Source organism: Streptomyces sp. NBC_00028 (genome assembly GCF_045041065.1).
Classification (GTDB): domain Bacteria; phylum Actinomycetota; class Actinomycetes; order Streptomycetales; family Streptomycetaceae; genus Streptomyces.
The window spans coordinates 7190731-7210762 of the sequence record NZ_CP108293.1; the positions used below are offsets into that span (position 1 = coordinate 7190731).

General features: G+C 71.2%; 20 protein-coding genes. 12 read left to right on the top strand and 8 right to left on the bottom strand.

The features are described 5' to 3' along the window. The first annotated feature begins 162 nt into the window (after positions 1-162). From OG885_RS32365 to OG885_RS32385, 5 genes are all read left to right on the top strand, one after another. The gene (locus OG885_RS32365) at positions 163-2190 is read left to right on the top strand and encodes a hypothetical protein (protein WP_405737795.1); all 2028 of its coding nucleotides are present in this window, start codon (positions 163-165) and stop codon (positions 2188-2190) included. Positions 2191-2311: 121 nt separating this feature from the next. Continuing rightward, the gene (gene pelF / locus OG885_RS32370) at positions 2312-3838 is read left to right on the top strand and encodes a GT4 family glycosyltransferase PelF (RefSeq protein WP_405737796.1); all 1527 of its coding nucleotides are present in this window, start codon (positions 2312-2314) and stop codon (positions 3836-3838) included. Further along, on the top strand, positions 3835-5226 hold the full coding sequence (locus tag OG885_RS32375; protein ID WP_405737797.1) for a hypothetical protein: 1392 nt from the start codon (positions 3835-3837) through the stop codon (positions 5224-5226). Before pelF ends, OG885_RS32375 begins: the two co-directional genes overlap by 4 nt. Further along, positions 5223-5852, top strand: coding sequence for a spherulation-specific family 4 protein (locus OG885_RS32380; RefSeq protein ID WP_405737798.1), 630 nt, complete (start codon positions 5223-5225; stop codon positions 5850-5852). Before OG885_RS32375 ends, OG885_RS32380 begins: the two co-directional genes overlap by 4 nt. Next, a complete protein-coding gene (locus tag OG885_RS32385; RefSeq protein ID WP_405737799.1) occupies positions 5849-6625 on the top strand; it encodes an endo alpha-1,4 polygalactosaminidase in 777 nt (258 codons plus the stop codon). Before OG885_RS32380 ends, OG885_RS32385 begins: the two co-directional genes overlap by 4 nt. On the opposite strand, the gene OG885_RS32390 is transcribed toward OG885_RS32385, so the two are convergent. After that, complete coding sequence (locus OG885_RS32390) at positions 6622-7410, bottom strand: adenosylcobinamide-GDP ribazoletransferase (protein WP_405737800.1); 789 nt, start codon at positions 7408-7410, stop codon at positions 6622-6624. The two genes, OG885_RS32385 and OG885_RS32390, sit on opposite strands and share 4 nt — an antisense overlap. 121 nt (positions 7411-7531) lie before the next feature. Between OG885_RS32390 and OG885_RS32395 the strand changes: the two genes are divergently transcribed. Further along, positions 7532-8290, top strand: a complete 759-nt coding sequence (locus OG885_RS32395) for a hypothetical protein (protein ID WP_399965625.1) — start codon at positions 7532-7534, stop codon at positions 8288-8290. Here the strand turns inward: OG885_RS32395 and OG885_RS32400 are convergent. From OG885_RS32400 to cobT, 3 genes are read right to left on the bottom strand one after another with little or no spacing between them, the layout of a single operon-like run. After that, entirely contained in the window at positions 8236-8928 is a 693-nt protein-coding gene (locus tag OG885_RS32400; protein WP_405737801.1) for a hypothetical protein, read from the bottom strand. The genes OG885_RS32395 and OG885_RS32400 overlap by 55 nt on opposite strands. Continuing rightward, positions 8925-10607 carry a phosphatidylglycerol lysyltransferase domain-containing protein gene (locus tag OG885_RS32405; RefSeq protein WP_405737802.1) on the bottom strand — a complete coding sequence of 561 codons (1683 nt, stop codon included), beginning with the start codon at positions 10605-10607 and terminating at the stop codon, positions 8925-8927. Before OG885_RS32405 ends, OG885_RS32400 begins: the two co-directional genes overlap by 4 nt. 30 nt (positions 10608-10637) lie before the next feature. Continuing rightward, positions 10638-11738 (bottom strand): nicotinate-nucleotide--dimethylbenzimidazole phosphoribosyltransferase, encoded by a 1101-nt coding sequence (cobT, locus tag OG885_RS32410; protein ID WP_405737803.1) that lies wholly within the window; start codon positions 11736-11738, stop codon positions 10638-10640. Positions 11739-11875: 137 nt separating this feature from the next. Between cobT and OG885_RS32415 the strand changes: the two genes are divergently transcribed. Beyond that, positions 11876-12397, top strand: a complete 522-nt coding sequence (locus tag OG885_RS32415; protein ID WP_405737804.1) for a methyltransferase domain-containing protein — start codon at positions 11876-11878, stop codon at positions 12395-12397. On the opposite strand, the gene OG885_RS32420 is transcribed toward OG885_RS32415, so the two are convergent. Further along, on the bottom strand, positions 12386-13588 hold the full coding sequence (locus OG885_RS32420) for a bifunctional adenosylcobinamide kinase/adenosylcobinamide-phosphate guanylyltransferase (RefSeq protein ID WP_405737805.1): 1203 nt from the start codon (positions 13586-13588) through the stop codon (positions 12386-12388). The genes OG885_RS32415 and OG885_RS32420 overlap by 12 nt on opposite strands. A 127-nt stretch (positions 13589-13715) precedes the next feature. On the opposite strand from OG885_RS32420, the gene OG885_RS32425 reads away from it, so the two are divergent. Further along, positions 13716-13928 carry a hypothetical protein gene (locus tag OG885_RS32425; protein ID WP_329339999.1) on the top strand — a complete coding sequence of 71 codons (213 nt, stop codon included), beginning with the start codon at positions 13716-13718 and terminating at the stop codon, positions 13926-13928. A gap of 55 nt (positions 13929-13983) precedes the next feature. Here OG885_RS32425 and OG885_RS32430 read toward each other — a convergent pair whose 3' ends face one another. The 3 genes from OG885_RS32430 to OG885_RS32440 all read right to left on the bottom strand — a co-directional run bounded on the left by OG885_RS32430 (position 13984) and on the right by OG885_RS32440 (position 16579). Beyond that, complete coding sequence (locus OG885_RS32430; RefSeq protein WP_405737806.1) at positions 13984-15063, bottom strand: S1C family serine protease; 1080 nt, start codon at positions 15061-15063, stop codon at positions 13984-13986. A gap of 59 nt (positions 15064-15122) precedes the next feature. Continuing rightward, entirely contained in the window at positions 15123-15824 is a 702-nt protein-coding gene (locus OG885_RS32435; RefSeq protein ID WP_405737807.1) for a class I SAM-dependent methyltransferase, read from the bottom strand. Between the two features lie 80 nt (positions 15825-15904). Beyond that, positions 15905-16579 (bottom strand): DUF3043 domain-containing protein, encoded by a 675-nt coding sequence (locus tag OG885_RS32440; RefSeq protein WP_399965635.1) that lies wholly within the window; start codon positions 16577-16579, stop codon positions 15905-15907. Between the two features lie 206 nt (positions 16580-16785). On the opposite strand from OG885_RS32440, the gene OG885_RS32445 reads away from it, so the two are divergent. The 4 genes from OG885_RS32445 (at position 16786) to OG885_RS32460 (ending at position 19976) form a co-directional block, all read left to right on the top strand. Then, the gene (locus OG885_RS32445) at positions 16786-17580 is read left to right on the top strand and encodes a PspA/IM30 family protein (protein WP_399965636.1); all 795 of its coding nucleotides are present in this window, start codon (positions 16786-16788) and stop codon (positions 17578-17580) included. A 32-nt stretch (positions 17581-17612) separates the two neighbouring features. Continuing rightward, positions 17613-17891 carry a hypothetical protein gene (locus OG885_RS32450; RefSeq protein WP_405737808.1) on the top strand — a complete coding sequence of 93 codons (279 nt, stop codon included), beginning with the start codon at positions 17613-17615 and terminating at the stop codon, positions 17889-17891. A 110-nt stretch (positions 17892-18001) separates the two neighbouring features. Continuing rightward, positions 18002-19219, top strand: a complete 1218-nt coding sequence (locus OG885_RS32455) for a sensor histidine kinase (RefSeq protein WP_405737809.1) — start codon at positions 18002-18004, stop codon at positions 19217-19219. Positions 19220-19292: 73 nt separating this feature from the next. Beyond that, a complete protein-coding gene (locus OG885_RS32460; protein WP_405737810.1) occupies positions 19293-19976 on the top strand; it encodes a response regulator in 684 nt (227 codons plus the stop codon). The last annotated feature ends 56 nt before the right edge of the window (positions 19977-20032 follow it).

A 20032-nucleotide genomic window follows, 5' to 3' on the forward strand; every position in this document is an offset into this window, starting at 1 on the left:
TGGCGTCGTGGCCACTTCTCAGCTCTCACTCCCGGTCACCTCGGTCACACTCACTGTGTTCCGGCGGGCGCTCTGCTCGCCGCTTTGCGTGATTTCCACGGATCCTCCGCCGATTTCCCACCAAAGGGGCGCCAGGGGATCTTCTGGGGGGAAGGGACACCAATGGCGCACCGTGCGCACAGATGGAAGGTCGCGGCAGCCGTCTCCACGACTGCGGGGCTGATCGCGCTGGGACTGGGGGCTCCCGGCGCCGTCGCCGCGGCGACACCACGGATCGACCTGAAGGTGCTGGTCGTGGACAACGGCGACAGCCCGGTCCAGGCCATCACCGCCCAGCTCAGGAACACCGGCATCCCGTACACCGTCGTCGACCTGAACGCCGGCGACCGCCCGGTCATCACGGCCGCGTTCCTCGCCGACACGGTGGGCGGCACACCCCGGGCCCGGTATCAGGGCGTCGTGCTGCCCAACGAGGCCCCGTTCGGCGCGGGTTCGGCGGAGCAGACCGCGCTGGAGACGTACGAGAGGACGTACGGCATCCCGCAGGTCGACGCCTACACCTGGGCGCACCCGGAGGTGGGCCTGGACTACAGCGCGTACTCCGGCACGCTGGACGGCCGGACCGCCGACGTCACCACGGCAGGCAAGGCGGGCTGGTTCGGGTATCTCGACGGGGCTGTCGCCTTCGAGGACAACTCGGCGGCGACACAGGAGAGTTACGGCTTCGTCGCCACGCCCCGCACCGGCTTCACCAGCTATGTCGACGTGCCCGTCCCGGGCGGCACCGGCCGTGGCAGCCTGATCGGCGAGTACGCGCACGACGGCCGCCGCGAACTCGTCGTGACCTTCGCCTACAACCAGTACCAGCAGCAGTTCCGGGTGCTCGCCCGCGGCATCGTGGAGTGGCTGACCCAGGGCGTGCACCTGGGGCAGATCCGCAACTCCTTCGAGGTCCACGTCGACGACGTCTTCGCACCCGACAGCCGCTGGGACACCGCGCACAACTGCACCCCGGGCGACTTCACCTGCCCCGGCGGCGACGGCGAGGGGACCGTCCCGATCCGGATGACCGCCGCGGACGCCCAGTACGCGGCGCAGTGGCAGCAGGAGCACGGCTTCAAGCTCGACATGGTCTACAACGCCGGTTCCGGCGAGGAGTGGAAGACCGAGAACGGCGGCACCGACGCCCTCGCCGCCCAACTCCTCGCGGACAAGGCCAAGTACCGCTGGATCAACCACACCTACACGCACAAGTTCCTCGGCTGCGTCCAGGACACCACCGCCGTGCCGTGGAGCTGCGCCAAGAACGCCGACGGCACGACCCGGTACCTCAGCCGCGCCGAGATCTCCGCGGAGATCGGCGACAACTACAACTGGGGTGTCGGCAAGGGCCTTCCGCTCAACCGCGCCGAGCTGGTCACCGGCGAACACTCGGGCCTGCGCACCCTGCCCCAGCAGCCCGACGACAACCCCAACCTGGCCGGCGCCCTCGCCGCAGGCGGAGTCAAATGGACCGCCTCCGACAACTCCCGTGAACCCGACCAGCGTTCGGTCGGCAGCGGCACCCTCACCGTGCCCCGCTACCCGATGAACGTGTACTACAACACGGGCACCGACGCGGAGATGGCCGACGAGTACAACTGGATCTACACCTCGGCGGCCGACGGCGGCAGCGGCCTGTGCGAGAACAACCCGACGTCCACCTGTCTGCCCGCGCCCCTCGACACGGCCACCGGCTACCGGACGTACATCGTCCCGCAGGAGGCCCGCACCGCCCTCGGCCACGCGATCTCGGGCGACCCGCGCCCGCACTACGCCCACCAGTCCAACCTGGCCGAGGACCGCACCCTCTACCCGGTCCTGAACAAGGTGCTGGCCGACTACCAGGCCCTGTTCGCCGACAACACCCCGCTGGAGAACCTCGCCCAGGCCGCCATCGGCACCGAACTCCAGCGCCGCGCCGCCTGGCAGGCCGCGCTGGCCTCCGGCAAGGTCACGGCGTACCGCGTCGGCACGACGGTGACGATCACGGCCCCGAGCGGGACGCAGATCCCGGTGACGGCACCGGAGGGCACGAAGAAGCAACTGCTGCTGGGGACGGCGACGTTCGGCACCGGGTACGCAGGCAGGCGCTCGGCATGGACCACGCCTGAGCTCCTGCAATCAGCAGTCACTCTGAAACTGCCGTAAGCAGCAACGCCCCAAAGGGGCGCGGGGAACTGCGCGACCGGCCACGACGAAACCCGCAGCCGAGGTCCGGTCCGCAGTCCCCCCGAACCACATCCGCATATCAGGGGGGAACCGCGCGGCAATGCGCACGGGCAGACACGTCACCATGCTCACCGAAGGCACCTACCCACACGTCCACGGCGGCGTCAGCACCTGGTGCGACCAGCTGGTCAAGGGCATGCCGGAGGTCGACTTCCACATCCTGTCGCTCACCGGCAGCGGCCGCGAACCCGTGACCTGGGAGCTGCCGGCGAACGTCTACGCCCACACCTCGGTCCCCACCTGGGGCCCACGCCCCGGCCGCAGGACCGCCCCGTACGGCAGGGCGAGGCGCCGCTTCCTCGACTCCTACGAGCGTTTCCTGCTCTCCTTCCTGGACCCGGAAAACCATGACTCCCACGCCTTCGGTGAGTCCCTCCACGAACTGGCCCGACTGGCCCGTGACGGACGGCTGTCGGCGGCCCTGCGCACAGAATCGGCGCTGCGCTCCCTGATGTGGATCTGGACGATGCCGCACCTGCCCACCGCCGCCGCCCACCCCACGGTCCACGACGCCCTCACCGCCACCGACCTCCTGGAACACGCCCTGCGCCCGCTGGGCGTCCGCATCCCCGAGGACTCGGTCGCGCACGCGGTGAGCAGCGGTCTGGCCACCCTGCCCGCACTCGCCGCCCACCACCTGGACGGCGTGCCCTTCCTCCTCACCGAGCACGGCATCTACCTCCGCGAGCGCTACCTCGGCTACCGCGCAGACGCCCAACGCTGGCCGGTGAAGGCCTTCATGCTCGGCTTCTACCGTGAACTCAACTCACACGGATACCGGGCCGCCGACCTGATCACACCGTGCAACCAGTACAACCGCCGCTGGGAGGAGCGCGGCGGCGCCGACGCCGACAAGATCCGCACGGTCTACAACGGCGTCGACCCGGCCGCCTTCCCGCACGCGGGCCCCGAGCCCGAGGTGTTGACCCTCACCTGGTGCGGCCGCGTGGACCCCATCAAGGACCTCGAAACCCTGATCCACTCCTACGCCATGGTCCGCGCCGAACTCCCGGAAACCCGCCTGCGCCTGTTCGGCCCGGTCCCACCGGGCGGCGAGGAGTACAAGACCCGCCTGGAGAAACTCGCCGCCGAACTCGGTGTCACCGACGGCCTCACCTTCGAGGGCCGCATCAGCGAGGTCTGGCGCGCCTACGCGGCCGGCCACGTCGTGATGCTCTCCTCCATCTCCGAGGGCTTCCCGTTCTCCATCATCGAGGCCATGTCCTGCGGCCGTACGACGGTGTCGACGGACGTGGGCGGCGTACGCGAGGCCGTCGGCGACACGGGCCTGGTCGTCCCGCCGAGGGAACCGGAGAAGATGGCGGCGGCGGCCCTGACCCTCCTGAAGGACGACGAACGCCGCCTGAAGCTCGGCGAGTTGTCCCGCCGACGAGTGATCGACCGCTTCACGCTCCGCCGCTCGGTGGACGCCTTCCGCACCATCTACCAGGAACTCGCGGGCCTGCCCGAGGTCTATGAGCCCACGATCGAGACCGTCACCGACTGGACGCTCGAACTGCGCGACCCCTGGTACGCGGCGGTCGCGACGGACGGAACCGACTGGTGAGCGGCTCGATCTGGCTCCCGCCGGACGCCCGCCCCGAAACCTTCCCCGCCATCCCCAGACAACGCACCGCCCCCAGCTGGGCCGGCCCCGACCCCGTCGACGAACTCGCCGCCCGCCTCGACGACTTCGTGGCGGCGGCCGTCCACCCCGACGAGATCGCCGCGCTCCTGGAATCCGACGGCATGTCGGACGACCAGATACGCGAGCGGTACGGCGTGAAGAACTCCTTCGCGCTGGCCGAGGAACTCTACGAACGAGTAGCCCGCCGCCACCCCGAACCCCGGACCCCGCCCCACGACCCGTGGCGGGTGAGCCTGCTGACGTGCCTGCTCCGAGGCGTGCTCTTCGCCCTCCCCGGCTTCGCCTACGTCCTGGCCGCCGCGTCCCCACTCCCGCTCCTGGCCGGCGCCCTCACCGGCTGGACCTGGAACCAGGGCCTGGCCCACAGGGCGTACACCTGGCTGGGCTTGGGAGACGAGCGAGCGGCGAAGCGGAGCCTGCTGCTGGGGACACCGGTAGGGGTGGTCCTGGGCGCCTTGGTGGCGTTCCTGGTCTCAGGCACGGCAGACCGGACCACGGCCTTCGCGGCGGGCCAGGCCCTCTACCTGGGCGCATCGACGATCCTGCTGGTACGGGCCCGCGAACGAGCATTGCTGCTGGCCCTGTTGCCCATGGCGACAGGAGCAGTCCTGACCCTGCTCAACTCCATCCCGAACACGGCGAGACTGACGTTGCTGCTGGCTTCGCTGCTGACGGTGACACTCCTGGCAGTACTTGAAATCATGCCTCGGAGCTACGGACTCAAGGGGCGCGGGGCTGCATCGAATGTGCGGCTACCGCCGCGCGGGCGCGACAAGCCCCCACACACCCGCAGTCAACCAACAACCCAAGGCCCCCGTCTCTCCAGCTCTTTCCCCTACGCCGTGTTCGGCCTGGCCACCGGCACCCTCGTCCTCCACTCAGCCCTGGAAGACAACCTCACCGCCGTCATCCTCACCCTCGGCATGGGCCCCGCCGAGTACCTCCTCCACCACCTCCGCAGCGCCGGCACAACCGCCCTGCGCTCCAGCACCACCCCAACCGCCTTCCGCCGCGCAGCGACCCGCACCTTCCTGCACTGCCTCACCACCTACCTCCTCACCCTCCTCGCCCTGGCCCTGGCCACCGGCATCAGCCCGACCCCCCTCCTGCTCCTCGGCACCGTCCTGTGGACAGCCCTGCTGCTCCAGTCCTTCGGCGCGATCCTCAGCACGACAGCGATCTGCTCCGTGGCGGCCCTGGCCCAGACACTCGGCCCGCTGACCGCCCCGACCGTTTACGCGATCGCCGCCACGACCCAGGCGGCCCTGGTCTGCGCCCTGCTGGGGAAGGCGACCGCCCACCGATGACGAACAACCTCCTGCTCCCGTACTACGAGCACCCGTCCGTCCGCCCCGCGGAATGGGACGCGATCATCGCAGCGGCGCCGCACCTCTACGCGGTCGTCCTCAACCCGGCGAGCGGCCCGGGCGACCACCCGGACGAGGCCTTCGTCGAAGTGGCCGCACGCCTCAAAGCCGCAGGGACACGGACCCTCGGCTACGTCGACACCGCCTACGCCCGCCGTCCCCGCACCGACGTCGTGCGCGACCTCACCCACCACCACGACTGGTACGCCACGGACGGCGCCTTCCTGGACCAAGTGGCCTCAGGAGAAGCCGAGTTCACGTACTACCGCCGACTCGCCACAGCCGTCCGAGGCACCCTGGCCCTGAACCACGGAACCGCGCCACACCCCTCCTACGCCCGCATCGCCGACGTCCTGGTGACCTTCGAGGGTCCCTGGACGTCGTACCTCCACCTCGGCCCGCCGCAGTGGCGCGGCACCTCTGACGTACGGCTGTGCCACCTCGTGTACGGCGTCCCGCGTGGCGCGGATCTCGCGGTGCACGGGGCGGATCTGTACTGCGGGGTGCCGGGGATGGGTGATCATCCTTGGGGTACGTTGCCCCACACTCTGGAGCCCGCTCAGTGAAACGCCTCCTGTGGCTGTTCCCCCTGCTTCTCCTTGCCGCCTGCACCACGGCCCAGGACGGGAAGCCGAGCGCCCGCTGGCAGCCGACCCCCGGTCTCGCCTGGCAGTGGCAGCTGAGCGGGCGGACGATCGACACCTCCGTCGACGTTCCGGTCTACGACATCGACGGCTTCGACCAGCCGAAGGCGACCGTGACCGCCCTGCACCGCGAGGACCGCAAGGTGATCTGCTATCTCTCCACCGGCGCCTGGGAGGACTGGCGGCCCGACGCCGAGAAGTTCCCCAAGTCGGTGATCGGCCGCGGCAACGGCTGGGAGGGCGAACGCTGGCTCGACATCCGGCAGGTCGACGTCCTGGAGCCGCTGATGGCGGACCGTATGGACATGTGCCGGGAGAAGGGCTTCGACGCGGTGGAGCCGGACAACATGGACGGCTACAAGAACCGCACCGGCTTCGACCTGAAGGCGTCCGACCAGCTCCGCTACAACCGTCTGATCGCGAGGCTCGCCCACGACCGCGGGATGGCGGTGGGCCTGAAGAACGACCTGGACCAGATCCCGCGGCTGGTCGACGACTTCGACTTCGCGGTCAACGAGCAGTGCGCCCAGTACGACGAGTGCGAGGCCAACACGCCCTTCATCGAGGCGGGCAAGGCCGTGTTCCACGTGGAGTACGAGCTGCCGACGAGCGCCTTCTGCGCGGAGTCGCGCCGGCTGAAGCTGAGCTCGATGGCGAAGAAGTACGAGCTGGGGGCGTGGCGCCGGGCCTGCTAGGCGTTGAAGGTCAGGACGACCAGCGCCGTCGTCGCCGCGGTCTCCGCGAGTCCGCCGAACACATCGCCGGTGATCCCGCCGAAGCGGCGTGTGCAGTGCCGTAGGAGAAGTTCCGACGCGCCCAGCGCGACGACCACGGCGATGACGGGGATGTAGCTCCCCACCAGCAGCCCGCCCCCTGCCGCCGCCACCAGCACCCCGACCGCGACCCCGACCGCGCCCGCCACCGGCACCACCCCCGCCACGGCCGCCCCCAGCCCCTCCGGCCGGGCGGCCGGCACTCCGGTGCGCGCTGCCAGGGTCAGCGCGAGCCGCGCCGCCATGGCCGAGACGACCGCGGCCACCGCACCCCGGGTCCAGGAGTCGTCGTACGCCTGTGCCAGCGCGGCCACCTGCCCCAGCAGTACGAAGACGAGCGTGATCACCCCGAACGGCCCGATGTCCGACTGCTTCATGATCCGCAGCGCGTCCTCCGCGGGCTTCCCGCTGCCGAGTCCGTCGGCGGTGTCGGCGATGCCGTCGAGATGCAGGCCCCGGGTCAGTACCGCGGGCACCGCGGCGGAGCCGACCGCGGCGAGCAGCGCCCCGGAGCCGAGCCACAGCAGCGCGAGCCCGACGCCCGCCGCCAGCCCGCCGATCACCACACCCACCAGCGGAGCGCACAGCATGCCGCCGCGCGCCGCCTGCCGGTCCCAGCGGCTCACCCGGACGGGGAGCACGCTCAGGGTGCCGAAGGCGAAACGGAGGCCGTGCAGACGGCCGTGGAGCTGCGGGGACGTGGACACGCCCGGAAGAGTAGCCCGGTGGTCGCCCCTGCCCGGCAGCCCGCCCCCTGTCCCGGTAGCCCGGTAGCCCGGTCGCCGCACCCGCCGGGCAGCCCGTCCCCGTCGGCCCGAAACTGGGGGCATGGGCCACTGGCTGCACCGCAACATCGTCGAACCCGGCAAGCTGCCGCTGCTCCTGGCCCTGACCGCGTTCGTCGTCACCTTCCTGGTCACCCGGGTCATCACCCGCCTCATCCGCGCGGGCAAGGGACCCTTCGGCAACGTCAGCTCGGGCGGGGTGCACATCCACCACGTGGTGCCCGGCGTCATCCTGACGGTCCTGGGCGGCTTCGGGGCGGTCGCGAGCGGGCGGCACGGCTTCGGGTCGGCGGCGTTCGCGGTGGTGTTCGGGGTGGGTGCCGGTCTGGTGCTGGACGAGTTCGCGCTGATCCTGCACCTGGACGACGTCTACTGGACGGAGGAGGGGAGGAAGAGCGTCGAGGTCGTCGTGCTCACCGCGGCGCTGGTGGGGCTGATGCTGTCCGGGTTCTCGCCGTTCGGGGTCAACGACATGAGCCAGGGCGAGCTCAAGGACCGCGGCAGTGTCATCACGACCGTGCTGGTCAACTTCCTCTTCGCGCTGGCCGTACTGCTCAAGGGCAAGGCGCGGATGGCCATCTTCAGCGTCGTCGTGCCGTTCGTCGGCATCATCGGCCTGGTCCGCCTGGCCCGCCCCGGCTCACCCTGGGCCCGCCGCTTCTACCGGCGCCGCCCGAAGGCCCGCGCCAAGTCGATCCTGCGCGCCTACCACCACGACCGCCGTTGGGCGGGACCCAGCCGCCGCCTTCAGGACCTGATCGGCGGCAAGCCCGACCCCGCCATCGACGTCGGCCGCCGGTGACGCCTCGCCGACACCGCGCACAGCACCAGCACCGCCGCGATGGCCGCCAGATGCTCCTTGCCCGCGAGGTTGTCCTTCAGCAGCACCTCGACCACCATCGCGACGATCACCACGCCCGCGGTGACATACGCCCGGTACCGCCAGCCCAGGAACACCGCGAGCCCCACCACCGCCGCCGACGGGCCGGTGTCGACGACCAGGGCGTCGGAGGCGGGCAGGCCCAGCGGGCTGTCGGGGCCCAGCCAGATGCCCACGCGCGCGTACAGCGTGCCGGCGAGGGTGGCGACGTAGGCGATGACGAGCGTGCGCCACCAGCCCAGACAGATCTCCGCGATGCCGAAGACCAGCAGGATCTGGGCGAGGGCGCCCCAGACGGGAAGGTCCAGGGCGGGGACGAACAGCGACAGGGGAGTGCGGAGCAGGGCCAGCCAGAGGGGGTCCTCGGCCCGTACGGCCCCCACGTCCTCGACGAACCGGAAGCCCCACGACTGGTGGTGGACGATGTGCAGCACCGCCGTCAGACCCACCGCCCCGACCGTCATCGGAGCCGCCCGCCACCGCCTGCGCACCAGCGGGCCGCGCACGGCGAGGTACAGCGGCCCCCATTCGGCACGGGCCCAGCGGGCGAGCGTCGTCATCTCGGTGTCTCCAGGTGCGTACGGGGCGGCCCCGGCAGCTCCAGGAAGCCTTCCGCGCGCGCCGAGGCGAGCCCGATGCGCGGCAGGTCCGCGCTCTTCTCGAAGAGCAGGAACCGCGGCTCCCAGATGGGCCGGTACTTGGCGTTGGCGCGGTACAGGGACTCGATCTGCCACCAGCGCGAGAAGAAGCTGAGCAGCGACCTCCACAGCCGCAGCACCGGACCCGCACCGAGCCGTCCACCACGTTCGAAGACCGATCTGAACATCGCGAAGTTGAGCGAGACCTGCGTGATCCCGATCTCGCGGGCCCGCCGCAGCAGATCGATCACCATGAACTCGACCAGTCCGTTGTCGCAGTCCCGGTCCCGCCGCATGAGATCGAGCGACAGCCCGTGCGGCCCCCACGGGACGAAGGACAGCAGCGCGCGCAACTCGCCCTCGGCGTCGGTGCATTCGAGCATCACGCAGCGCCCGTCCCGCGCGTCCCCGAGCCGTCCAAGGGCCATGCTGAACCCGCGCTCGGTGGCCCCGTCCCGCCAGTCGTCGGCCCGCTTGACCAGCGCGGCCATCTCCGCGGCCGGAATCTCCTCGTGCCGCCGGATCCGCACGGTGTACCCGGCCCGCCGCACCCGGTTGTGGGCCTGCCGTACGGTCCGCATGGCCCGCCCCTCAAGGGTGAACTCGGCGACCTCCACGAGCGCCTCGTCCCCGAGCTCCAGCGCGTCCAGCCCGTGCCGCGCGTACACGGTCCCCGCCTCCTCGCTCGCCCCCATCACGGCCGGGATCCAGCCGTGCGCCCGCGCCTGGTCGAGCCACGGCTCGATGGCGCCGGGCCACGCCTCCGGGTCGCCGAGCGGATCCCCGGAGGCCAGCGCCACCCCTCCTACGACGCGATAGGCGACGGCGGCCTTCCCGCTCGGCGACCACACCACGCTCTTCTCCCGGCGCAGCGCGAAGTAGCCCAGTGAGTCCCGGTCGCCGTGCCGGTCGAGGAGCTCCCGCAGCCGCTTCTCGTCGTCCTCGCTGAGCGGGTCGACGGCACGGCGGGAGCGGAAGGCGGCGTAGAGGACGGCGAGGAGGAGGACCGTGCTGAGTCCGTTGACGGTGACGTCGACCCAGTTGGGGGTGGCGATGCCGGGGGAGCGGAAGTCGGTGATGGAGACCAGGCGCAGGGTGCCGTAGCGCCAGCAGGCGGCGAAGGTGGAGTGCCGCTCGTTGGTCACCGTCACCAGCAGCGCCGCGAGCAGCGAGGAGCCGAGCAGTCCGCCCGCGCCGACGGCCGCCGCCAGCTTCGGGTTGGACCGGTCACCCTTGGCGTAGAACTCCCGCCGGCCGAGCAGCAGGGCGCTCACGAAGGCGGCGGTCAGGGCCAGCGACACCCAGTTCTGCGGGTGCCGCCGGATCTCCGGGAACACCATGGCGAACGCGAACAGCGCGAGGAACGCCCCGCTCAGCCCGAGGTTGAGCAGCCATGCGGCACGCTTGCGGCGCCGCATGGTGATCGCCAGGAACGCCGTGAAGACCCCGGAGGCGAAGCCGGCGGTGAGCAGATACGGCGTGAACAGATCCTCCTGGTTGTGCCGCCGCACGTCCTGCCCCAGGGACACCCACACCGCACTGAGGAAGTTGACGAACGCGACGAGCCGGAGGTACCAGACGGCAAAGCGGGCGTATCCCATGAGAGGGGATCATATGGGCGCCCTTGTCCGTTATGCCGGACCTGCCTCCTCCTTCTCCGGCTCCTCCGCGAGCTCCGGCTCCTCGGCGGGCTTCTCGGGCAGCTCGGCCGCCAACGCCGCCGCGGCCTGCACCAACGGCAGCGCCAGCAGCCCTCCGGCGCCCTCTCCCACCCGCACGCCGTGGTCCAGCAGCGGCTCAAGGGCCATCCGGTCCAGCGCCTTCGCCTGCCCCGGCTCCCCGGAGTCGTGCGCGGCCAGCCACCAGTCCGGCGCCCGGAAGGCGATCCGCTGGCCCACCAGCGCACAGGCGGCGACGACCACACCGTCGAGTACCACCGGCAGCTTGCGCACCGCGGCCTGGAGCAGGAACCCGGTGAGCGCGGCGAGGTCGGCCCCGCCGACGGTCGCGAGGAGCTGAAGCTGATCGCCGAGCACCGGCCGCGCCCGCCGCAACGCGTCCCGGATCGCCGCGCACTTGCGCATCCACGTCAGATCGTCGATCGCGAGCCCGCCCCGCCCGGTCACCACCGAGGCGTCGGTCCCGCACAGCGCGGCGATGAGCACGCCCGCCGCAGTGGTCCCGCCGACGCTCACATCGCCGAGCACCACCAGATCCGTACCGGAGTCGGCCTCCTCGTCGGCCACCGTCATCCCGGCCCGGAACGCGGCCTCCGCCTCCTCCAGGGTCAACGCGTCCTCGACGTCGATACGACCGCTGCCGCGCCGCACCCGATGCCGTACGACATCCTCCGGCAGCGTCTGCGGGTCGGTGTCCAGCGCCATGTCGACGACCCGCACGGGCACCCCGAGCCGCCGCGCGAGCACCGACACCGGGCGCCCGCCCGCCAGCACCTCGCGCACCAACTCCCCGGCGCTGCCCGCCGGTCGGGCCGAGACATCGAGCTCGGCGATGCCGTGGTCACCGGCGAAGAGAACCACCCGCGGCCGTTCGACCGGCCGCACCGGCACCGCCGACTGGGCCGCGGCCAGCCACTCACCGAGGTCGTCCAGGCGGCCCAGCGACCCGGGCGGCACGATCTGGCGCTCACGACGCGCCTCGGCGTCGCGGCGCACCCCGCCGTCGGGGCGCTCGATCAGATCGGAGAAGTCGTCGAGAATAAGCGAGCTCATTCGCCGAACAGTACCGGCACCGATCGAACAGAACGGCGCCACATGGCCACCACGCCCCCCTGACGTCGTTGCTCCCAAGATCGAGATCCCTTACGTTCCGTTTTGCAGCGGATTGTCGTACGTCTCAGGGAGCCGCCATGAAACGCCTGCGCGCCCGTCTCACCGAGCTCGACCGCAGCCGGCGGCACCGCGCGACGGCCCGCGCGATGCTGCGTCTGAACCCGGAGCCGGAGAGCTGGCTCGACATCGGCACCGGCCATGCCCACTTCCCGGCCGCGGCCAAGGCGTTGTTCCCCTACACGGCCTTCGACGGCCTCGACACCACCACCGCCGTACTGGTGGCCCGCGAGGCGGAACGGGTTGAGGAGGCGTACCTCGGCAGCCCGGCGTCCCCGCACCTCACCAAGGCACTGACCGGCCGCTACGACGTGGTCAGCGTCCTGCGCCCGACCGAGGAACTCGCCGCGGTCCTGACCTTCCTCCGCCCGGGCGGCCACGTCCTGGTGGAGACCCCGGAAGCCGTCGAACCCCTGCACACAGCACTGGAGGCCGGGAACTGCACGATCCTCCCCAGCACCCGTCATCCCGCCCTGGACCGCCTCGACCGTCTGTCGAGCACGAACCGCGTGATCGCCCGCCGCAACCCCTCACCCGCGTAGGACGACCGCCTGCCCCGCCACGACCAGCAGCACCTGCTCGCACTCCCCGGCGAACGCCGCGTTCAGCCGCCCGAGTTCGTCCCGGTAGCGGCGCCCGGACGCGGTGGCGGGCACGATCCCCGACCCCACCTCGTTCGACACGGCGACGACGGTCCGCCGCGTCGCCCGCACCGCCTCCGTCAGCTCCCGCACCCGCTCCCGCAGCGCCCGCTCCCCGCCCCCGGCCCACTCCGCGTCGTCCCACGCCCCGACGGCGTCCATGGCGTCCGTCAGCCACAGCGACAGACAGTCGATCAGCAACGGCGGCCCCTCGTCGGCGAGCAGCGGCACCAGATCACAGGTCTCGGTCGTCCGCCACGACCCCGGCCGCCGCTCCCGATGCACGGAGACCCGCGCCGCCCACTCGCCGTCCCCGCCCCGGGTCCCGCCCGTGGCCACGTACAGCACGTCCGGGAAGGCCTCAAGCCGCCGCTCCGCCTCCACCGACTTCCCGGACCGCGCCCCGCCCAGCACGAACGTCCGCCGCGGCACGTCCGGTACGTTCTCGTAGGCGCCGACGGACAGCGTCGTCCCGTCGGGCACGGCCCGCGCCCCGGCCGCCGCGAGCCGCCGCCGCAACTCGCCGGCCGGCGGCACGTCATGGTCCAGATGCACGGCGACGACATCGGTGGTCGGCCCCACGGCCCCCACCGCCCGCAGCCTCGCGAGCGCGTCCGGCCGCCCCACGACATCGGCGAGGACCATGTCGTAGACGTCCCTGCCGTTGTCCTCCAGCCCGGCGGGAGCCCCGCCCGGCGGCAGATACAGCAACCGCTGCCCGTCAGGGCCGGTGACCGCGTACCCGGTGCCCGGCGCGTCCATCGCCACCGCCCGCACCCGATGCCCCGTCAGCAGCGCCAACTCCCGCCCGTCCGGCACCCGCCCCGGCTGCGGCAGCCCGGCCGGCACCTCCACGGCGGGCCCGTCGTGCGGATGCGACAACAGCACCTGCCGTACACCGCCCAGCGAATGCCCCGCCCGAGCGGCGGCGAAGGCGACGCCGGGCGTGAGATCGATCATGAGCGCCCCGTCGACGAGCAGCGCGGTGGCGGCACGAGCGTCAGCCCCGAGGGCGACAGCACAAGAGGCACAGGGGCAGGAGGGCCGGGGCAGCCCTGAGGGCCCCCCGGTGCCAAGCAAAGTCACGTCCACAGAACTGATTTTCGCCGGTAACTTCTGATCATGCGCGCGCTGCATGCCCCTAGGGGCGCGATCAACCCCCACGCAGCCGCAGACAACCGAATAGGCTCTGAACCCTAGTCACACCTGGGAGGCGTACATGGCGGCATGGACGTGGCGATTCGAGAAGGCCGACGGGACGGAGGTCCAGCCCGCGGTGCAGCCCGAGGAGTTCACCACGCAGGGGGATGCCGAGTCCTGGGTCGGTGAGTTCTGGAAGGACCTCGCCGAGGGCGGCGCGGATCAGGTGCACCTGTTCGAGGACGGCACGAAGATCTACGGCCCGATGAGCCTGCACGCCGAAGAGGCGTAGAACCGGAGAAAGGCGGGGCGGCCGTACCAAGGCCGCCCCCCTTTTTTTCATGTCCTCACTGTTCGCCCAGCGTCACATCCGCCGTCTTCTCGTCCCCGTCCCGCTTGTACGTCACCTTCACCTTGTCGCCCGGCGACTCCGTCGCCAGCGCCTCCGACAGGGACGTGATCGTCGTGATGCCGGTGTCACCCAGCCTGGTGATGACGTCGCCGGCCTCGAGACCGGCCTTGTCCGCGGCCCCGCGGCTCTTCACCTCGACGACGGCCACGCCCGCGGCCTGGAAGCTGTCGTCGACGACCGTGCGGCCGGTGATACCGAGCGCGGCCCGGCCCGAGTCGGTGACCTTGCCGTTCTCGACGATCTGGCCGGCGACCGTCTTCACCATGGACGCGGGGATGGCGAACCCGATCCCGGGCGCCGCGCTGTTCCCGAAGTTGGGGTCGGTCGCGGCGAGCGTCGGGATGCCGATGACCTGACCGTCGAGATTGACGAGGGCGCCACCGCTGTTGCCCGGGTTGATGGCCGCGGACGTCTGGACCATGTTGCCGATGGTCGCGCCCGTACCGCCGTCGCTGCGGCCCTCCGTGACGGTCCGTCCGGTCGCCGAGACGATGCCCTGCGTCACGCTGGACGACAGTCCGAGCGGTGAGCCCATCGCCAGCACGATCTGGCCCACCTGGACCTTCGAGGAGTCCGCGAACGTCGCCGCCTTCAGTCCGCTCGGCACCTTGTCCAGCTTGATGACGGCGAGATCCTGCTCCGGGTAGGAGTAGACGAGCTTCGCCGACAGGGTGTTCTCGCTGTTGGCCGTGGTCACCTGGAAGGTCTTCTCGTCGCCGACGACATGCGCGTTGGTGACGATGTGTCCCTTGTCGTCGTAGACCACCCCGGAGCCCAGGTCGTTGGAGGCCTGGATCTGCACGACCGACGGCAGGACCTCCTTGATGACCCTCTGGTAGTCGGACTGGAGATCGCTGTCGGCGGCGGGAGCGGCGGCCTGGGTGGTCGGGTCCCGCTGCTCACCGGAGGAACCGGAGGAGCCGGAGTCGGAACATCCGGCCAGCAGGGCGACGGAACAGGCGAGCCCGGCGAGGGGCGCGACAAGGCGTAGGGCACGGCGGCGGAAAGCGTCCATGCCCCGAGTCTCACTTCAGGGTGAATGTCCAGCTTGCGGTGTACACCCGAACGGGCGCTTCAGCCCCGTACACCGCACAGGTGCAGCAGGGCCGCGACCGCCCGGTACGGATCCGTCCGCCCGGCCCGCTCCTCGCACGCCAGCAGCGACTCCACGTCGGCCGGGATCTCCGCCTCGTCCGCCGCGGTGTCCGTGAAGACCCGCACGCCGTACCAGGCCTGGAGCGGCGCCCCGATCCCGGCGAGCGTCGCGGTCAGCGCGGCGAGCCGGTCGGCGCGTACGTCGAGTCCGAGGCGGTTGGTGTACGAGACGGTGTCGAAGGAGTCGGCAGCGCGCGCCCAGTCGCCCGACAGCCCCGGCCGCATGGCCAGCGCGTCGGCGTTGCGCACCAGCAGCGAGACCAGCCCGCCCGGCGCGAGCATCCGCGCGAGGCCGGCCAGCAGGGCGTCCGGCTCCTCGACGTACATCAGCACGCCATGGCAGAGCACCACGTCGAAGCTGCCCGGCAGGAAGTGCACCCCGGTGTCGCGGCCGTCGCTCTGGACCAGCCGCACCCGCTCCCGGATGCCCTCCGGCTCGCCGGCCAACGCCTCGCGGGCGGCCATGAGCATCGTCGGGTCCTTCTCGACACCGGTCACCTGGTGCCCGGCCCGGGCCAGGCGCAGCGCCTGGGTGCCCTGACCCATGCCGACGTCGAGCACCCGCAGTCGCTGCCCGACCGGGAAACGCCCGGCTATCTGCTCGTCGAGCTGCCGGGCCACCAGCTCCTGTCGTACGACGTCCCGCAGTCCGCCCAGCTTGTTCAGCCAGGCTTCCGCGCCCCCGGTGAACGGCGTTGTGCTCAGGGCCGCTCTCCGCGCTTGACCTGCGGCTTGGGCAGCCGGAGCCGGCGCATCTGGAGGGAGCGCATGAGGGCGTAGGCCACCGCGCCCTTCCGGTTCTGGTCGGGGAAGCGCTCGGCGAGCCGCTTCTTGAGACGGAAGCCGGTGAGGATCGAGTCGAGCACGATCAGCACGATCACGACGAGCCACAGCAGCAGCGCGATGCTCTGCAGCGCACCGACCTGCACCATGCTCAGCACGAGGATCACCACGGCCATGGGCAGGAAGAACTCCGCCACGTTGAACCGCGAGTCGATGGTGTCGCGCGCGAACTTGCGGACCGGGCCCTTGTCTCGCGCGGGCAGGTACCGCTCGTCACCGCCGGCCAGCGCCTGGCGCTGCTTCTCCATGGCGGCACGGCGCTCGTCGCGCTGGCGCTTGGCGGCGTCCTTGCGCGTCATCGACGTGTTGGCGACGCTGCGGCGCTGGGTCTGGGCCTCACTGCGCTTGGGCGTGGGGCGACCCTTGGGGGCCTGCGGGTCGCGGGGCTGCTTGGAGTCGGTCAGCGAGGCCTGGTCGGCGGTCGCGGCCTTCTCTTCCTTGGCACGGCTACGGAACACAAAACCCAAGGGTACGGGGTGCCCGGGGTTGGACCCCAGCCCGGTGGGGAACGATCCGGCAACACCAGTCGTCATGTAGGGGGACAGAGGGGACGTCCGGTGACCGACTGCTCACCCTGAAGGTCACCTACTCCTCACGCCGGAGCAAGGCCATGGCCAGTCGTCCTTGGGGATGAGCGCATCCGTCCCCGGACAGTGCGTCAATGGATGCAGGGCCCGTACTGTGGGTTCTGTCGCAGACCTGTGAGCTGGAGTCCGTCAGAAGGGGGCGCGCGAAGCCCATGAGCGGTGTCATGAAGCGTATGGGGATGATCTTCCGCGCGAAGGCGAACAAGGCCCTTGACCGGGCCGAGGACCCGCGCGAGACCCTCGATTACTCGTATCAGAAGCAGCTGGAGCTGCTCCAGAAGGTCCGCCGCGGGGTGGCCGACGTGGCCACGTCCCGCAAGCGGCTGGAACTCCAGCTCAACCAGCTTCAGTCGCAGTCCTCGAAGCTGGAGGACCAGGGCCGCAAGGCGCTCGCGCTCGGCCGTGAGGACCTCGCCCGTGAGGCGCTGTCCCGCCGTGCCGCGCTCCAGCAGCAGGTGACGGACCTCGAGACACAGCACGCGACGCTGCAGGGCGAGGAGGAGAAGCTCACCCTGGCGGCCCAGCGGCTCCAGGCCAAGGTCGACGCCTTCCGTACGAAGAAGGAGACCATCAAGGCCACCTACACCGCGGCCCAGGCCCAGACCCGGATCGGCGAGGCCTTCTCCGGCATCTCGGAGGAGATGGGTGACGTCGGCATGGCCATTCAGCGGGCCGAGGACAAGACGGCCCAGCTCCAGGCCCGCGCCGGCGCGATCGACGAGCTCCTCGCCTCCGGCGCCCTCGACGACCAGTCCGGCATGCACAAGGACGACATCCAGGCCGAGCTGGACCGGCTCTCCGGTGGTACGGATGTAGAGCTGGAACTGCAGCGCATGAAGGCGGAGCTGGCCGGAGGTTCCTCGTCCCAGCAGGCCATCGAGGGCGGCACCGGCCAGGCGCAGTCCCAGCAGCAGCCGCAGGACACCCCGCGCTTCGACAAGCAGTGACGGACAGCGGGGCCCACGCCTAGGAGGGCGACATGATCGTACGGATCATGGGGGAGGGGCAGGTGAGGCTGGCCGACGGCCACCTCACCGAGCTGAACAAGCTGGACGACGACCTGTTGGCCGAGATGGAGAACGGCGACGGTCCCGGCTTCCGCCGCACCTTCGACGCCCTCCTGGCCAAGGTCAGGGAACTGGGCGAGCCCTTGCCGGACGACTCCCTGGAACCCTCGGACCTGATCCTCCCGTCGCCGGACGCGACGCTGGAGGAGGTCCGGGAGATGCTGAGCGACGACGGCTTGATCCCGGGGTAGAGGGTCACTTTCCAGCCGACGGTGAACGGGTGGTGGGTGGGCAAAGGCCGGGGGTCTGGGGGCAGAGCCCCCAGGGACGCGCGCCACGACGTACCCGTACCTTGTCAGACGTGAGCACCCTCGACCGAGCCCGCCACCAGTTCAAGGCGCACCCCATGGCCCTGGACGCCGCCCTGGCGATCGGCGTCCTCGCCTGCATGGTCGCCGGCTCCTTCGTGGACCCGCACGGACCCGACGGCGTCACCTGGGGCATCCGCACCCCGGACCCGCTCAGCCTCGTCCTCATCGGCCTCAGCGCCGCCGCACTGGTCTTCCGTCGCCGCGCACCGATGACGGTGCTCGCCCTCACCGGCACCTTCTCCGTCGTCGAGTGCGTCACCGGCGACCCCCGCGCCCCCGTCGCCATGTCCGCGGTGATCGCCCTCTACACCGTCGCCTCGGCCACCGACCGCCCCACCACCTGGCGGGTCGGGCTGCTCACGATGACCGTCCTCACCGCCGCCGCGATGCTCGGCGGCCCCCTCCCGTGGTACGCCCAGGAGAACCTCGGCATCTTCGCCTGGACCGGCATCGGCGCCACCGCGGGCGACGCCGTCCGCAGCCGCCGCGCCTTCGTGCAGGCCATCCAGGACCGCGCCGAGAAGGCGGAGCGCACCCGTGAGGAGGAGGCCCGTCGCAGGGTCGCCGAGGAGCGGCTCCGTATCGCCCGCGATCTGCACGACGTCGTCGCCCACCACATCGCCCTCGTCAACGTGCAGGCCGGGGTGGCCGCCCATGTGATGGACAAGCGGCCCGACCAGGCCAAGGAGGCCCTCGCCCACGTCCGCGAGGCCAGCCGCTCCGCGCTCAACGAACTCCGCGCCACCGTCGGCCTGCTCAGACAGTCCGGCGACCCCGAGGCGCCCACCGAGCCCGCCCCCGGCCTCGACCGCCTCGACGAACTGGTCGGCACCTTCCGCAGCGCCGGACTCCAGGTCGAGGTCGCCCGCGCCGACGCCGGCACCACCCTGCCCGCAGCCGTCGGCCTCGCCGCCTACCGGGTCATCCAGGAAGCCCTCACCAACGTCCAGAAGCACGCGGGCGGTGCGGCGAAGGCCGAGGTCAGCGTCGTACGGGTGGGACCGAACATCGAGATCACCGTCCTCGACAACGGCGCCGGCGCCGAGGACTCCGCGGACGGCGGCGGCCATGGCCTGCTCGGTATGCGCGAGCGCGTCACCGCCCTGCGCGGCACCCTGACCACCGGTCCCCGTTACGGCGGCGGCTTCCGGGTGCATGCGATCCTGCCGGTCAAGACCCGCGGCCGCGGCGCCGCCGACACCGTATGAGCGGCATACGGAACTCAGGCGCCCCGCACGGAAGTTGTCGTAGCACCACACCATCTGCCGCAGAGGACCCCGTATGACCATCCGTGTCCTGCTCGCCGACGACCAGGCGCTGCTGCGCAGTGCCTTTCGGGTGCTCGTCGACTCCGAGGCCGACATGGAGGTCGTGGGGGAGGCGTCCGACGGGGCGGAGGCGGTGCGGCTGGCCAAGGAGGAGCGGGCGGACGTCGTCCTGATGGACATCCGGATGCCCGGCACCGACGGTCTCGCCGCCACCCGCATGATCAGCGAGGACCCCTCCCTGGCCCAGGTCCGGGTGGTCATCCTGACGACGTTCGAGGTCGACGACTACGTGGTGCAGTCGCTGCGGGCCGGCGCCTCCGGCTTCCTCGGCAAGGGCAGCGAGCCCGAGGAGCTGCTCAGCGCGATCCGGATCGCGGCCGGCGGTGAGGCACTGCTGTCCCCGGCCGCCACGAAGGGCCTCATCGCCCGCTTCCTCGCCCAGGGCGACGGCGCCGACGAGAGTGCCGACCCGACCCGCACCGCCCGCCTCGAGGCACTGACCGTCCGGGAGCGGGAGGTCCTGGTCCAGGTCGCCGGTGGGCATTCCAACGACGAGATCGCCGAGCGGCTCGAAGTCAGCCCGTTGACGGTAAAGACGCATGTCAACCGGGCCATGGCCAAGCTGGGCGCGCGGGACCGGGCGCAGCTCGTGGTGATCGCGTACGAGTCGGGGCTGGTACGTCCGAGGGTGGAGTGAGCTCCACCCCGCGTACTGCGACCGGAGTATGCGCTGGATAAGGAAATGGACCTGGG